This is a genomic window from Limnofasciculus baicalensis BBK-W-15 (assembly GCF_024178385.1).
GTDB classification, from domain to species: Bacteria; Cyanobacteriota; Cyanobacteriia; order Cyanobacteriales; family Coleofasciculaceae; genus Limnofasciculus; species Limnofasciculus baicalensis.
The window spans coordinates 1-15,326 of sequence record NZ_JAMZMM010000130.1 but is presented as its reverse complement, the minus strand read 5'-3'; the positions used below and the strand labels follow the sequence as shown (position 1 = coordinate 15,326).

14 protein-coding genes and 1 pseudogene are annotated in these 15,326 nt (G+C 43.6%); 9 read left to right on the top strand and 6 right to left on the bottom strand.

The genetic code is table 11. The annotated features are described in order from the left end of the window. On the bottom strand, positions 1–696 hold a 696-nt coding region (gene btpA / locus NJ959_RS14285; protein WP_254012420.1), incomplete at its 3' end, for a photosystem I biogenesis protein BtpA. Between the two features lie 394 nt (positions 697–1,090). Here btpA and rimO point away from each other — a divergent pair. From rimO to NJ959_RS14265, 4 genes are all read left to right on the top strand, one after another. Continuing rightward, positions 1,091–2,434 carry a 30S ribosomal protein S12 methylthiotransferase RimO gene (gene rimO, locus NJ959_RS14280; RefSeq protein WP_254012419.1) on the top strand — a complete coding sequence of 448 codons (1,344 nt, stop codon included), beginning with the start codon at positions 1,091–1,093 and terminating at the stop codon, positions 2,432–2,434. Between the two features lie 129 nt (positions 2,435–2,563). Beyond that, positions 2,564–3,997, top strand: coding sequence for a DEAD/DEAH box helicase (locus tag NJ959_RS14275; protein WP_254012418.1), 1,434 nt, complete (start codon positions 2,564–2,566; stop codon positions 3,995–3,997). A gap of 178 nt (positions 3,998–4,175) precedes the next feature. Continuing rightward, entirely contained in the window at positions 4,176–5,291 is a 1,116-nt protein-coding gene (thrC, locus tag NJ959_RS14270) for a threonine synthase (RefSeq protein ID WP_373693659.1), read from the top strand. Between the two features lie 41 nt (positions 5,292–5,332). Then, positions 5,333–6,187, top strand: coding sequence for a Uma2 family endonuclease (locus NJ959_RS14265; RefSeq protein WP_254012417.1), 855 nt, complete (start codon positions 5,333–5,335; stop codon positions 6,185–6,187). A 223-nt stretch (positions 6,188–6,410) separates the two neighbouring features. On the opposite strand, the gene NJ959_RS14260 is transcribed toward NJ959_RS14265, so the two are convergent. Continuing rightward, positions 6,411–6,896 carry a hypothetical protein gene (locus tag NJ959_RS14260; protein WP_254012416.1) on the bottom strand — a complete coding sequence of 162 codons (486 nt, stop codon included), beginning with the start codon at positions 6,894–6,896 and terminating at the stop codon, positions 6,411–6,413. Positions 6,897–7,212: 316 nt separating this feature from the next. On the opposite strand from NJ959_RS14260, the gene NJ959_RS14255 reads away from it, so the two are divergent. From NJ959_RS14255 to NJ959_RS14240, 4 genes are all read left to right on the top strand, one after another. Continuing rightward, on the top strand, positions 7,213–8,160 hold the full coding sequence (locus tag NJ959_RS14255; RefSeq protein WP_254012415.1) for a YihY/virulence factor BrkB family protein: 948 nt from the start codon (positions 7,213–7,215) through the stop codon (positions 8,158–8,160). Next, positions 8,130–8,711, top strand: coding sequence for a DUF4112 domain-containing protein (locus tag NJ959_RS14250; RefSeq protein WP_309242629.1), 582 nt, complete (start codon positions 8,130–8,132; stop codon positions 8,709–8,711). The genes NJ959_RS14255 and NJ959_RS14250 overlap by 31 nt, the downstream gene beginning before the upstream one ends. A 69-nt stretch (positions 8,712–8,780) precedes the next feature. Then, complete coding sequence (locus NJ959_RS14245) at positions 8,781–8,954, top strand: protein NO VEIN domain-containing protein (RefSeq protein WP_254012414.1); 174 nt, start codon at positions 8,781–8,783, stop codon at positions 8,952–8,954. A gap of 29 nt (positions 8,955–8,983) precedes the next feature. Further along, positions 8,984–9,592 (top strand): Uma2 family endonuclease, encoded by a 609-nt coding sequence (locus tag NJ959_RS14240; RefSeq protein ID WP_254012413.1) that lies wholly within the window; start codon positions 8,984–8,986, stop codon positions 9,590–9,592. 173 nt (positions 9,593–9,765) lie between these two features. Here the strand turns inward: NJ959_RS14240 and NJ959_RS14235 are convergent, their stop codons facing one another. The 3 genes from NJ959_RS14235 to NJ959_RS14225 all read right to left on the bottom strand — a co-directional run bounded on the left by NJ959_RS14235 (position 9,766) and on the right by NJ959_RS14225 (position 13,005). Beyond that, positions 9,766–10,668, bottom strand: a complete 903-nt coding sequence (locus tag NJ959_RS14235; RefSeq protein WP_254012412.1) for a pentapeptide repeat-containing protein — start codon at positions 10,666–10,668, stop codon at positions 9,766–9,768. A gap of 110 nt (positions 10,669–10,778) precedes the next feature. Beyond that, the gene (locus NJ959_RS14230; protein WP_254012411.1) at positions 10,779–11,903 is read right to left on the bottom strand and encodes an anthranilate phosphoribosyltransferase family protein; all 1,125 of its coding nucleotides are present in this window, start codon (positions 11,901–11,903) and stop codon (positions 10,779–10,781) included. 118 nt (positions 11,904–12,021) lie between these two features. Beyond that, on the bottom strand, positions 12,022–13,005 hold the full coding sequence (locus tag NJ959_RS14225) for a LysR family transcriptional regulator (RefSeq protein WP_254012410.1): 984 nt from the start codon (positions 13,003–13,005) through the stop codon (positions 12,022–12,024). A 159-nt stretch (positions 13,006–13,164) separates the two neighbouring features. On the opposite strand from NJ959_RS14225, the pseudogene NJ959_RS30440 reads away from it, so the two are divergent. Beyond that, positions 13,165–13,670 (top strand): annotated as a pseudogene (locus tag NJ959_RS30440) (OsmC family protein). Positions 13,671–14,260: 590 nt separating this feature from the next. Here NJ959_RS30440 and NJ959_RS14215 read toward each other — a convergent pair. Next, a partial coding sequence (locus NJ959_RS14215) for a ferredoxin family protein (RefSeq protein ID WP_254012408.1) occupies positions 14,261–15,326 on the bottom strand: 1,066 nt, incomplete at its 5' end.

Below are 15,326 nucleotides of genomic sequence, written 5' to 3'. Positions count from 1 at the left end.
ATCTGCGGCTGCCATTAGGGTAGAAATATTCTCCCAATTTGCACCACTACCAATAAATACCGGAGTATTCTTAGCTGCTGCTGATGCTAATTCTAAATCTTCTAGACTGGGAGGACTACCTGTGGCACAACCAGAAAGAATAATGCCATCAGCCAAACCCCTTTCAATGGTTTCTTGCACCGCCGTGGTGAGATTGGGAGAACCCAATGGTTGGGCATGTTTAACCAGGACATCAGCTAAAATTTTGACATCACTACCTAATTCTCGTCGATAGCGTAGTAGCTGATGGGCTTCCCCTTCAATCAACCCTTGATCTGTTGCCATAATGCCAGTAAGGACATTTACCCGAATAAACTGGGCGCGGACACAAGTTGCGATCGCAATAGCACTTTTTGCGTCATTGCGCAAGACATTGATCCCGAGGGGGAGGGCAATCATATTCATCAACCGCTCTACAATGAGTGTCATGGCACTCACCACCGCTGGGTCCACATGATGCTTAGTAAAAGGGGCATCAAAAAAGTTCTCAACGATGATCCCGTCAACTCCCCCAGATGCTAGGGCTGTAGCCTCTTGCTCGGCGCGATCGAGGACGGCTTTCAAGCTCCCTCCCCAGCGGGGAGATGTGGGGAGCGGTAACAGATGGACAACGCCAATAATTGGATTCGGTGTATGGAAAATTTGCTCTAAGTTCACGTATCTACCTGAAAACCGTTCTCCAAAACTTTACTAAACAGGGGTTGGCTGCTGTCACATAATTTAGGCATATCCAGCAGCGCCAGCTCGCTGCAAGTCTCTTCAAAATGCCTCGATCGAGCTTCTGCCCTCTGGCTTCTACCCTCTGCTATCTGCCTTCAGACCAAAAATGTTTTACCTCATCCGACGGAAAACTGCCATATAATCAACCCAGAGTGTTGCATATATTAACAAAATTTTATATAATCGGCTATAGCGTCCGCCCCCTTGCCGCATTTTAGGTGGGTGAACCCAAAAGAGGCAATCCTATGGAGTCGGATCGAGAGAGACGCTCCACTACTCTCTGAGGAGCAAAATACCCATCTTAAAACCGGATCGTACAACTCATAACCGCATGGGCAAAACGCCAACCATTGCAATTTCGCATCTAGGCTGCGAAAAAAACCGCATCGATTCAGAACACATGCTAGGTCTGCTAGTACAAGCAGGCTACCAAGTAGATTCTAATGAAGAACTAGCAGATTATGTTATTGTAAACACATGTAGTTTCATAGAAGCCGCACGAGCAGAATCGGTGCGGACTCTGGTAGAATTAGCGGAAGCTGATAAAAAGATTGTCATTACCGGCTGCATGGCACAACACTTCCAAGAGCAACTCTTGGAGGAGTTACCAGAAGCAGTGGCAGTAGTGGGAACAGGAGATTACCAGAAAATCGTTCAAGTAATTGAACGAGTCGAGGCGGGGGAGCGAGTCAAAGAAGTTTCAGCCGAACCGACCTACATTGCAGACGAAACAACACCTCGTTATCGGACAACCTCAGAGGGAGTAGCTTACCTACGAGTAGCCGAAGGATGTGATTATAGCTGTGCCTTCTGCATTATTCCGCATCTGAGGGGATCTCAGCGATCGCGGACGATAGAATCTATAGTTGCTGAAGCCCAACAGCTAGCCGCTGAAGGCGTTAAAGAGATCATATTAATTTCCCAAATTACTACCAACTACGGTTTAGATCTCTACGGCAAACCTAAACTAGCGGAACTTTTACGGGCGTTAGGGAAAGTAGATGTACCCTGGATTCGGATACATTACGCCTACCCCACCGGGTTAACCCCAGCAGTTATTGCCGCAATCCAGGAAACTCCAAACATTCTGCCCTACCTGGATTTGCCACTACAGCACTCCCATCCGGAAGTATTACGCGCCATGAATCGACCTTGGCAAGGACGAGTAAATGACGGGATAATCGAGCGGCTAAAAACCGCATTCCCGGATGGAGTACTGAGAACAACCTTGATCGTCGGGTTTCCCGGCGAGACGGAGCAGCAATTTGAACATTTGCTGCAATTTGTCCGGCATCATCAGTTTGACCACGTTGGCGCATTTACCTTTTCCCCAGAAGAGGGAACAGCAGCCTACAACTTGCCCAATCAACTGCCTCAAGACGTGAAGGAGGCTCGTAAAAACGCTCTCATGGCAGTTCAGCAGCCCATATCTTTGAAAAAAAATCAAGGTGAAGTGGGCAAGGTGGTCGATGTGCTGATCGAACAAGAAGATCCCTCAACAGGTAACTTTATTGGTCGATCGGCCCGATTTGCCCCAGAAGTAGATGGATTAGTCTACGTCACAGGGGAAGCCTCCCTAGGAAGAATCCACAGCGTGGAAATTACTGATGCCGACTTCTATGACCTGTATGGTTCTGTAGTCCCAAATCCACGAGCAGTTGTCGGGAAAGTCTAGTCCATTCAAGAAGTAGGTAATCTGGATTTCATTAATCTTAATTGAGTGATGGAAACCCAATACCCACAGAATTCCACAACTGAACCCCAAACCGAAAACCCAATCACCAAATAACGAAACATAACACCTATGACCCTTTCCTTTCAAAGCCTGGGCCTGTCTGAAGAGCGTATCGAGCAACTAGAAAAATTAGGATTCACAGCACCCACCAACATTCAAGCACAAGCGATTCCTGAACTACTCGCTGGGCGTGATGTGGTAGGGCAGTCTCAAACTGGAACCGGGAAGACAGCGGCATTTTCCCTGCCAATATTAGAGCAAATCGATACCAACAGCCGAGTCGTCCAAGCCTTGATTTTAACCCCGACGCGGGAATTAGCACAGCAAGTGGCAGATGCCATGCGTGACTTCGGCGGTAACCGCCGATATGGTATCCTCACAGTATATGGCGGTCAGTCTATCGATCGGCAAATTCGCAGTCTGGAACGAGGAGTCCAGATTGTGGTGGGAACACCAGGACGAATCATCGATTTACTCGACCGAGGTGACCTCAAGCTCAACGGTGTCCGCTGGGTAGTGCTAGATGAAGCAGATGAAATGTTAAGCATGGGCTTCATTGATGATGTCAAAAAAATCCTCAAAAAAGCTCCCACTGAACGTCAGACAACCTGTTTCTCCGCTACCATGCCCCGCCCAATCCGGGAATTGGTGAATCAGTTCATGTTATCCCCGGTAACAGTCACCGTTGAACAGCAACAAGCTACCCCTTCTAAAATTGAACAGCGGGTATACATGGTACCGAGCGGCTGCTCAAAGTCAAAAGCCCTATTGCCGATTATGGAACTAGAAGATCCAGAATCAGCATTAATTTTTGTGAGGACACGGAAATCTGCCGCTGAATTGACCAGCCAATTGCAAGCAGCAGGTCACAGTGTAGATGAGTACCATGGGGATCTCAGTCAGTCTCAACGGGAGCGCTTGTTACACCGATTCCGCCAAAATCAGGTACGTTGGGTAGTAGCAACCGATATCGCTGCACGAGGCCTAGATGTAGACCACTTGACTCACGTCATTAATTATGACCTGCCAGATCAAGCAGAAAGCTACATTCACCGGATTGGTCGTACTGGTCGCGCTGGCAATTCCGGCATGGCAATCTCTATTATCCATCCATTCGATCGCCGCAAACTCCAAGTGATTGAACGGAAAGTCCGGCAACGGTTAGATGTAACCCGGATTCCTAGTCGTTCCCAAATTGAAGCACGGCGCTTAGAAAAACTACAAGAGAAGTTACGGGAAGCATTAGCAGGTGAACGGATGGCATCATTCCTCCCTGTAGTGCGCGATTTGAGCGAAGAATACGATCCCCTCGCGATCGCAGCCGCTTCCTTGCAAATGGTCTACGATCACACTCAACCACCTTTGATGGGAGATTTTGATTACAGCTCAGACCGACCCAAAATTAAGCGCCGGGTGGAAAAGCCTAACTTCGAGAAACCTAACTTCGAGAAACCTAACTTCGAGAAACCTCAGAAGTCTGTAATATCGAACCCATCGCGGTAAACTAATTGTTGGTTGTTGTTAGTTGTTGGTTGTTAGTTGTAGAACAGGCATCTTGCCTGTGACAATGAGTAGTTGTTTAGCTAAGAAGAAAAAACAATTAGCGATAAACCTCATGCCAACAACCAACAATCAACAACCAATAACCAACAACCAATAACCAACAACCAATAACCGAATTGTGGCTTCAAGTCTGTCTGCTACCGATGATCCTGCCGTTGAGAAAACTAATTCTCATCCCTTAGCTTGGTCTGGTTTGATCCAGGCTTACCGACAATATTTGCCTGTCACGGAATCTACCCCCGTGGTTACCCTACTAGAGGGGAATACACCACTGATACCCGCACCTGCGATCGCAAATGAGATTGGCAAAGGGGTGCGAGTATGGGTAAAATATGACGGTCTTAATCCCACAGGTAGCTTTAAAGACCGAGGGATGACTATGGCAATTTCTAAGGCGAAGGAAGCAGGCGCAAAAGCGGTAATCTGTGCTAGTACGGGTAATACCTCCGCAGCAGCAGCAGCTTATGCCCGTCGCGGTGGAATGCGGGCGTTTGTAATTGTGCCGGATGGATATGTGGCGCTGGGCAAATTAGCTCAAGCGTTAGTATATGGGGGGGAAGTACTGGCAATTAATGGAAATTTTGACCAAGCATTAGATATTGTGCGAGAATTGGCCCAAAACTATCCGGTAACTCTGGTTAACTCTGTAAATCCCTATCGCATCGAGGGACAGAAGACAGCAGCATTTGAAATTGTAGATAATTTAGGTGAGGCCCCTGATTGGCTTTGTATTCCAGTTGGTAATGCCGGAAATATCACAGCATATTGGAAGGGTTTTTGTCAATATAAAGAACAGGGAAAATGCGATCGCACTCCTCGGATGATGGGATTCCAAGCAGCGGGCGCATCTCCTCTAGTCACAGGTAAAGTTTTCCAGCATCCAGAAACTATCGCAACAGCAATTAGAATTGGTAATCCAGCGAGTTGGGAACAGGCTGTTGCTGCGCAACAAGAGAGTAAAGGTGAATTTAATAGCGTCACCGATGAGGAAATTTTGTCAGCCTATCGGTTATTAGCGTCTCAAGAAGGTATTTTCTGCGAACCTGCTAGTGCCGCTTCAGTGGCTGGTTTGTTGAAAGTAAAAGATCGAGTGCCAGCGGGAGCAACCGTGGTTTGTGTCTTAACGGGTAATGGTTTAAAAGATCCAGATACGGCGATTAAACATTGCAATAATCAATTAATCCAGGGAATTGAGCCAAAACTAGAAGCGGTAGCTGAGGTGATGGGGTTTTAGAGATTAGTCGAATAGAAGTTAAATAACTTTAACAACAGCTTATGACTTCTACTATTGAAGTAGCCCAAACAATTACAACCTTACCCGATCATACTCAATTACCAGAGTCGGATGGTACTTTTGTGAAAAATTTACAAGAACATCCTCAAAGCATTCTTTTAACAGATTCTATTAATCCGATACTCCAAAGAAGGCATCCCGAAGGTAACTATTGTATCGGTCAAGATTCTGGTATATATTGGCGATTAACTGACCCACCAGAAAGAGGTGCAGAAGCTCCAGATTGGTTTTATGTCCCCAATGTACCACCAGCTATAGATGGTAGAATGCGTCGTTCTTATGTTTTGTGGCAAGAACTCATATCACCATTAATTGTATTAGAATTTGTCTCAGGAGATGGCTCAGAAGAACGAGATAGAACACCTTTATTGAGGACAATTCCAGAAGAAAGAAAACCTGGAAAGTTCTGGATTTATGAAAATGTCATTCGCCCAGCCTTTTACGGAATTTATGAAGTCAGATTGGCTCGGATAGAATTATATCACTTAATAGAGGATCGATATCAATTAGTACCAGCAAACGAGCGAGGTAATTATTCAATTGCGCCATTAGAAGTGGAATTAGGAATTTGGCAAGGTCGCTATCAAAATGTAGAATTACCTTGGCTCCGTTGGTGGGATAGTCAAGGTAATTTATTGTTAACGGGAGCAGAAAGAGCTGAACAAGAAAGACAACGGGCTGAACAAGAAAGACAAAGAGCTGAACAAGAAAGACAACGGGCTGAACAAGAAAGACAACGGGCTGAACAAGAAAGACAAAGAGCTGAATTAGCACAAAGTCAGTTAGAGCAATTGCGAAGTCAGTTACGCGCTGCTGGAATTGAACCACAAGTGTGATACTGAGATCTTGCACCAATGTCAATAAAGCGTTTAATGTAGGGTGGGCACTCCCCTGGAGAAGTTGAAAAGCTGATTATTACGTTAGTGGTATGATTCAACTAATGCTCTTAAATTTTAACTCCTAACACCGTTGGTGTAGCCGCCCTGAAAGGGTTACTCCTAACACCGTTGGCGTAGCCGCCCTGAAAGGGCTACTCCTAACATCGAACTCAGGTTTGTGCTAAGAATTTTTTATTTCTTGGGAATCCTCACTTGGGGAACGTGCTACTCTTTCCTTAGTTAATTGATCGATTGTATCCCCAATCACAGCCGTTAAGCTTTTGCGAGTTTGGGCGTGATTTCCTTGCTCAACTTTTAACGCATCTAGAAGGCGATCGCGTTCTATCATAACTTCTTGTAGTTTTGCCTGCAATTGGTCAACTTGTTGCAGCTTTCCTACTTCCTCTGCGATAGCGGAAGCGGCGTTGGGGTTTTCGGATTTGAGTTGCACACTCTCCTGTTGGAGTATTTGGATTTGCCCTTTGAGGGTTTCGATTTGTTGTTGCGCCAGCTTCGCTTCGGTGCGGCGTTGCTGTGCTTCTGTGTTATAGAGTTCCCGCCAGTTGGCTGCACTTTCAGTCACGGCATCGCGATCCCGAATTGTATCAGCAAGTTGTTGCTTTAACTCTTTGATTTCGGCTAACCATTGCTTGACATCATTAGACATTGATAAATACTCCTTAACTTGTTTTTTCGCTCCAGAATGTTTTGTGCCACTCAAATTAGTGACTGAAAAGGGACTAGACTCGAGGGAGTAGAGAGAAAATAAAAATTACTAGTCTCTATCCTCTATTCTCTATACCCCAACCCCTGTCAGGTTAATTACTGGCAAACTTAGCATAATACAGGACTTATACAGATACATCACATATAACGATCGGGGATTGTGGTGCGTTAGCAAAGCATAACGCACCCTACGGATGGAGGCTTTGCGTAAGTCCTAACAATAGTTATTAAATATCTTACCGCCACAATTAAAATCTATGCTACTCCCTCGTCTGGTTCGTTTTTTCAGGTTTTTTCGCTATCTTAACCTGGCAACTGTGAGAAAAACGGTTGCCCGTGCGATGAAATGTCGGTTGATGGGACTATCATCTCAGATGGCATATAATGCTATGTTAGCTGTATTTCCAGCAATTTTGGTGATCTTGACAGCAATTGAATTATTCAAACAGTTTTTTCCTTGGACTAACCCAACTGTTCATCTGAGAGATGTAGCACCAGAAGAGGCGATGCAACTGATACATAATTTTGCGGAAGGGATTAAATCTAGCCATAACCAAGGTTTATTTTCTCTAAGTTTTATTGTAGCAATTTGGGTCTCTTCAGGAGCGCTGGGTGCGGCAATGAATGCCCTGGATCAAATTAATCAAGTTTCTCCGGAAGAAATTAGACCATTTTGGAAGGCAAAGTTGATTTCTTTGGGTTTAACTTTTGGGAGTATTTTTTTGTTATTTATCGCTTCTTCCCTCTTGGTGAGCAGTCACTTTTTGGTAAAAATGGTCAACGATAAAAGTATTGTATTGGTTTTATTGACTTTCTTACGACTCTTGAGTTCGGTTTTGGCTTTGGGGATTGTGGCTATAGTTTTTGCGGTTATTTATCGCTTTGGCTCAAGTCGTAGGTTTCCGGAAACACCGATATTGCCGGGAGCAGTTTTGGCGGCTGTTTCTTGGGCGATTGTATCTGGTATATTTAGATATTATGTGGCGGCAACTTTTGGCAGTTACCATAAAATTTACGGTGCTTTGGGGGCTGTAATTGTTTTGCAACTTTGGCTCTATATGAGTTCTTTGGTTCTATTATTAGGAGATCAGCTTAATTTTACAGTGGGGGAGGCGATGGCAGAAGCGAGAAGAAAAACCGCTGTTATTGATGGGAGTGAGGAGGGGAGTAGGGAGTGGGAAGTGGGGAGTGGGGAGATAGATTAGAGCAAGTATTTTTAGCTATAGTTGATAAGCAATTTGCTATTATTAGTAATGGTAATTTAGGGGATATTTTGAAAAAAATGATTAATGAATCGAAGTTTTCTACTTTACAACGCCTGCGTCGGTTAAGCGATTTGCTGGATAATGCGATCGCAATTCCGGGAACGCCTTTACGGTTTGGACTCGATCCGATTCTGGGTTTATTTCCAGGTGTGGGCGATTTTTTAGGTACTGCTGTTTCTGCTTATATTGTGGTGGAAGCAGCAAGAATGGGTATATCGCGAAAGATTTTAGTACAGATGGCGGTGAATATTGTTTTGGATATGGTGATGGGTACTGTGCCCGTAGTGGGGGATGTGGTTGACGCGGCGTGGAAAGCTAATACGAAAAATATCGCGCTGTTGGAAGAACATTTTAAGGTTTCTCCATCGTCTCAAAAGGCGGATTGGTGGTTTTTAGCTTGGATTTTGGGGGGATTAGTTTTATTGGCAATTCTTTTGGGTGCGATCGCAATTATGATTTTGAGGGCATTATTGGCACTGATACATGGCTAATTAATTTCCCCATTCCCCATTCCCTACTCCCTACTCCCCACTCCCCACTCACCATTCCCCGTAAGTGAGGTGGCGTTGACAACAAATGAGTATAAAACAGCAGCGCGTTTGCAGGATGATTACTGGCTGTATGTGGTATTTAATTGTGCCTCAAGTCCAGAAGTACATCCCATTCAAAATCCAGTACAATTAAATTGGCAGCCCTTAGTGAAAATTGAGTATTATTATCTGAATCTCCAGTAACTTTTAGCAGAATCAACTTAAACAAGCTTATGAAACTACAAACTACTACTATTGAAATCAAAACGCTTAAAGCTTACTATACTCCAGAAGAATATTTACAACTGGAGGAAAAAGCCGATAGCAAAAACGAGTATCGTGATGGAGAAATTATCCCAATGACTGGCGGCACTACTAATCATAATAAACTTGCAGGTAATTTTTATGTTTGTTTGAGTCTGGCATTAAACGATCTAAACTATGAGGTTTATATTGGGGATGTGAAATTGTGGATACCGCGCTATCGAGAATTTACCTATCCTGATGTTATGGTAATTGAAGGGCAGCCTGTTTATTACGGGACAAATACTACAACAGTCACAAATCCTAGGTTAATTGCCGAAGTTTTATCTAAATCTACTAAAGATTACGATCGCAGCGATAAATTTCTCTATTATCGTTCAATTCCCGAAGTTCAAGAGTATATTATGATTGACCAAACGAGATATTATGTGATGCAGTATGTTAAAACTTCGGAAAATCAATGGATTTTGACGGAGTATGAAGCGGAAGATGATAATTTAATCCTTGCCTCAATTAATGTAGAATTGTCTTTGAGTCAACTGTATAAAAAAGTTAATTTTGCTGAAAGTGTGGAGTAAAATAGGTGTATTTTTATCATAAATGTCTTCTTTTGGTATTGAGTTAGGCAGTAGCAGTAGGGTGCGTAGGGTGGGTTATGGCTTCAGCGTAACGCACCGTTATTTCTGAGATGAAGTAGATGGTGCGTTACGCTTCGCGGTAACACACCCTACAATTAGCTAACAACCAATAACTAATCACAACCTGCCTCAGATATTGTGCCATTAGGCAACGTAGCCCTACACAAATTAGCCCCCGTTAAATTAGCACCAATTGCACCACTCAAATTGGCATCAGTAAGATTAGCTCCTGTGAAATCAGCATTAGTAAGATTAGCGCCAACCAGAGTCACATTTCTTAAATCCGCAAACAATAATTTAGCTTGAGAAAAATTGGCATTACTCAGATCCGCTGCCGCCATTCTCGCCGAGGTAAAATTACTCTGACTTAGGCTAGCCCCGTTCAATTTTGCTCCATATAATATGGCATAAGGTGCAAATGCACCGTCTAAATTAGCACCTCCTAAATTGGCACCGCTCAGATTGGTATCATATAAACGGGTTCCCTGCAAATTGGCATTAGTTAAAATGGCTTTAGTTAAATTTGCATAATCCAGTTTAGACTGACTAAAATTTGCTCCTGTTAGATTAGAGGGGGTTTCAGTTACAATTGCCCGCTCAACTAATGTAGCGGGGCTAAAATTAGCTCCACTGAGATCAACTCCACTTAAATTCGCACCTCTGAGATTTGCTGCTCTCAAATCGCAACCGGAAAAACTAGCTTGTTTTTGAGTTGGTAATCCATAGGATTGCTCCCGAAGAGATTCATAGTTACTTCGTTGAGTCAAATCTCTACCAGAAGCTGTTGTTGCTCGCTGACATTGTTGGTTAAATTCTTGGAAAAAATTGGGGCGAAATTGTGCGTTGGCTGGTAATGCGAAACACCCCGAAACAAGTAATCCACAAACTACTACTCCACCAACATTATTTTGAGCTGTTAATCTGGTTAGTAGTAAGCGCTTCAGCGCTAAAGCGCCTACTACTAACTTATCTGAATTAATTTGGTGACATACTGGAGAAAATGATACGGTTTTCATGGCTTTTTCTCGAAAGACTTCTCAATCGCCAATTTTAACTAAAATCAATGGCTAATAGCTAACTCCCCACCTCCCGATACGGCATCCGCTCTGACGCTCCCCATTCCCCATCAATCAATGGCACTTTTAATTTCTGTAAGTTTTTTCTCAGCATAACCGTCAGTGAAGAGGTTTTCTGCCTTATCCAAACCTGTTTGCAAATCTTCACAAACACCACAACGCCACAAGTAAAACCCACCATTCCAAATTGCAGCTTGCAGCAAATTGGAGGATTTCCCGGCTAAAATTTCCTCCATTTGGGTGATGAGTTGGCTAGTTGACTCAAAGGGGACTTCTTTCCCGGCGAAGCCGTAGTCACTAGGATGGAGAAGCAAACGCTCAAAACCTTCACCAGTATTAGGGTTACTGATAGCAATAATAGCCGTGCGATCGCAAGGTAAGTCACAGCTTCCCTCTAATCCTTTCACCAGGGTAAAATTAGTCACTCCTCGCATTTTAAATACATCTCGAAAGCGAACTTCTGTCGGTGGATGAACATAACCCGCTACCTGATGAATTTCACCTGCATAAGGAGACCAAATTAACTCCATTGTAGCAATAGGTGGACGTTTTCCAATTTGATCGCGGTAGGTAACTAACTCTTGGGCTTCTGGAAAATGTTGAGGTAAATAGATAAATCCCAAACCAGTTTTTTCCAGCAATTCCTGAACTTTGGCTAGGCTTAATTTCGATAAATCAACTCCCAATTCCTGCCAAATTTCCATCAAAGGAATACCATATTTAGTCGGGATTCGATCCCCCCCGTGCATTAATACTGATACTCCCGCCGCAGCAAGAATTAGTGCTGTTAAAGTAGTCACAGGCGCAGTGCGATCCCGTCCATCATAAGGTGTCCCCAAGACTGTTACGGGTTTAGTTTCCTTGGAGGGAGAGGAGGAAGAGGGAATTTCTGCTGCTAGTTTATCTCTTTTCCATTCCCCACTCCCTACTCCCCATTCCCCATTCCCTACCAATTTGGGGCCAATCCGATCGTAAGCATCTAGCATTCCTGCTAATTCTTCGCTTGTCGGGCGTTTAATTCGATGGGCGATCAAAAATGCACCAATCTGGGCGGGAGTTGCTTCTCCTAATAGCATCATCCGAGTCGCTATTTCTGCTTCTTCGCGACTTAAATCTTTTCCTGTGTGAGTACCACTACCCACTTTTTTTAATAATTCTCTAAACGCATTACTCATAATAACTATTTAATTGGTTGTTAGTTACTGGTTATTAGCGAGCGGTTATTAGTTATTAGCTCTTGCTTATTAGTTTTGGAGAAATCACAAACAACAGATCGCAAATAACCAACAACAATTATGCACTCAAAACCAAAGATGAAGGGTTAATATTGGACTTGTCTAACTGCCGCACAAGTTGACAAAAATACTTAATTGGGGGAATTTGGAGCCGATCCTGAGTAGTGACTAGTACAACCTGACGAGTGAGACTAATATCTGATGTGGAGATATTTCCGACTCTATGGTTAACAGATGGTAGTGCTGTGGTGAGATTTGCGATCGCACGGATTGCCAGGGTAGGATCGATCTTGGCTTCCATGAGAGCTGATTGGGGCAATAGAGCAATCAAGTCACTATGACGCACTACTCCACGAAAAGCTTCCAGGGCATTTAATTCCATCACTATTTGGGGATTAACACCTTGTCTAGCAAACCATTCTTGCACCAGGCGTTGCATTCCGTAGCCATCTTTAAACATAACCTGCGGGTATTTAACTAGCTCAGTCCAAGGGATGCGATCGTATTGAGTGAGGGGATGATTTGCCGCCATCAACAGTTCAATAGGCTCATTATAGAGTACATCTACCACCATTTCCGGACTAGAAGTTAAAAAGCGATTATTCATCACGATGGCGATATCTACCAAACCATCGCGCAAAACTTTCAGGGCGCGATCGCTCCCCAATGAAGTTATCCTTAACTGTACATCTGGATAGTCGCGGCAAAATTTCTGTAATACGGGTGGCAAATAGTGAGAAAAAACTGACGGAATCGCTGCCACGCAAAGTTCCGGTTGCTTCCCTGCGATTAAATCTGATAACTCTTGAGTAGCATTGCGCCACTCTTGACAGATTTTACGAGCGCGAGGTAGTAGGTTTTCTCCTCCCAAGGTTAACTTAGCTTGAGCCGTGCGATGAAACAGTGGCAAACCCAAGTCAGCTTCCAGGGACTGTATTTGGCGGCTGATGGTGGATTGAGTCACCCCACATTTGCGGGCGGCTTGTCCGAAGTTCCCTGTCTCGGCAACAGCGAGAAAAGCTTGCAACTGCTCAATACGCATGGTGGAGGTAAGCTAGATTACATTTTGGAATATTTTTATGACTGTAATACATTTCTTAATTAAATTCGGTAGACTGTGATACATTATCGGCAGCGATCGGATGAAACTACATACTCCAACAGACTGAAGCAGATGCGATCGTATTGTACGAGTAAAATTATGTACCAAGAAACTAGCAAAACTGAACATATTGCCATCGTTGAGTGGCAGCGCAACAAGCCAAGTTCACTGATAACAAATACAGCCGCGAACATAGTTGGAAATTTGACGGAGGAGCCGAAATTGCCGCTTCTGCTTCGCCACATATTGTTCCTCTTCCCTATTCTAATCCTGCCTATATTGACCCTGAAAAAGCATTCATTGCTTCTCTCTCAAGTTGTCACATGCTTTGGTTTCTATCTATTGCCGCAAAACATAAGTTTATCGTTGATAGCTACGTCGATCGCGCTATTGGTTTATTGGATAAAAATGAAGAGGGTAAGCTTGCCATTACTAAAGTTAATCTCCGTCCCCATGTAATTTTTACAGGAGACAATTTACCTACCGATAAACAGATTGAGGAAATGCACGAGACAGCACATCATAACTGTTTCATCGCTAATTCTGTCAAGACAGAGATTCTTATTGAAATGGTTGCTTTTTCTCCTAGGAAGATAACTCAATGAAAAGACACGACCATGATTAATATATAATGAGGGCAAATACCCCAAGTTAAAGCGAATCATTGCAGAAGTGCTATGAAAAGTTTGGGGGTTGATAGTCAAAGGTAATTAAACGTGGGGTGGGCAATGTCCAGAAAAGTCATAAAATCGAATCCCAGAAAAGATTTGCCGACATTGCCAACCTAGATATTTCTTCACTCAAACATTACAGTTTTTACCATCTTTTAGATATCCTAGAAAAGGACACTATTACCCGCTAAAACTATGGTTACCTGAGTTCGGAGTAGCCCTTTCAGGGCGGCTACGCCAACGGAGTATGCGCTTCGCGAAGCGCATACTCATAACACCGAACTCAGGTTGGTTGCTTTATCAGGATCTTGTCATTTGTCGTTTATCCCTTCTGGCGATAGCGGTTTTACTTGATGGAATGATTGATGAATTTCTGGCAATGCTGGCATCGCTTGTCTGCAATCTAGGCAATACCAGTACAATCCATTTCGATTGATATGTCGCAATAGTTTTCCCGAACAACAAGAGCAATTCATAATTTATGGATGTGACGAGATTAATCTATGAACAAACGGAGATTTATTTCAAGCAGTAGCGTGGAAAACTGAAGAATGTAAAGGAACAGTTTTCGGAGAACACCGATACAATGACTTGACTATATATTGAAAATACTCTGAAGTTTCAGAGGCATTACAAGAACCTTTCAAGCTAAGTATTTTCTGTATATCTTTGACGATTTCTGCTTCGTAACGATGAATTAATCCACTCGGCAGTTGAACCGAAAATTCTGCTTGTATCCAATCCCTATCTAGACTACAACCGATGATTCGATGGGCGATATTATAGCCAAACCATTTCCAGTCATAGTTCAGTCTTAATTCCTTTTCTAAGACTTGTAAACAGGTAGGTAAAATGCTCCAACCACGATAAAATTGGTCCAGAGATTGTAGATTTCCTGTTCGTGTCAAAATTGAATGTAACCCTGTCTGCGTCAAACGGCCATAATAACGACCATCTGGTAAATCGATTAAGGTTGGCGCGAAGCGATGTCCACCAAAGTGACTGGTTTGCCAAAGACGCACCTCCTGAAGATCCCATTGTGCGATGGCTGCGATCGCTTCTCGGTAAAATGGAATGCCATGCTTGGCGCAACATTTATCGTGGCTACCATGAACGCAGATTAAGATATCCCGAATTTGTGAAGTACTAGTTTCACTCGGAGGTACTTCTCCTGCCAAGTAGCTTTTTACCAATCCAGCCACTTCCTCAATAGAATCCACCTGCCATTCCCTCCTTTGGTATCCCTGGCAAAAATCGCCCGGTTGCTGGTGGTAAATTAAGACTTTGATGCCATCTTTCGTTCTAGATTGTCCATGAATTAACAGAAAACGAATCGGCACAAGGGATGCTTTTCTATCGGCTAACTTAACTAAATTCCTAAGATTTTCAGGAACCGATTTAGATTCAAATGCGTTGGATGTCCAAGGGAAAGGACACTCAATCAAAACATATATCTGACATGGTGTCGCACTGCCAATCAATCCTTCTCCAGCTTGACGAGACATTTCCGAACAAAAGAATGAATTCATTTCGTTGTTTGTTGTTTGTTGTTTGTTGTTTGTTGTTGCTTTTCCCCTATTCCCCACTCCC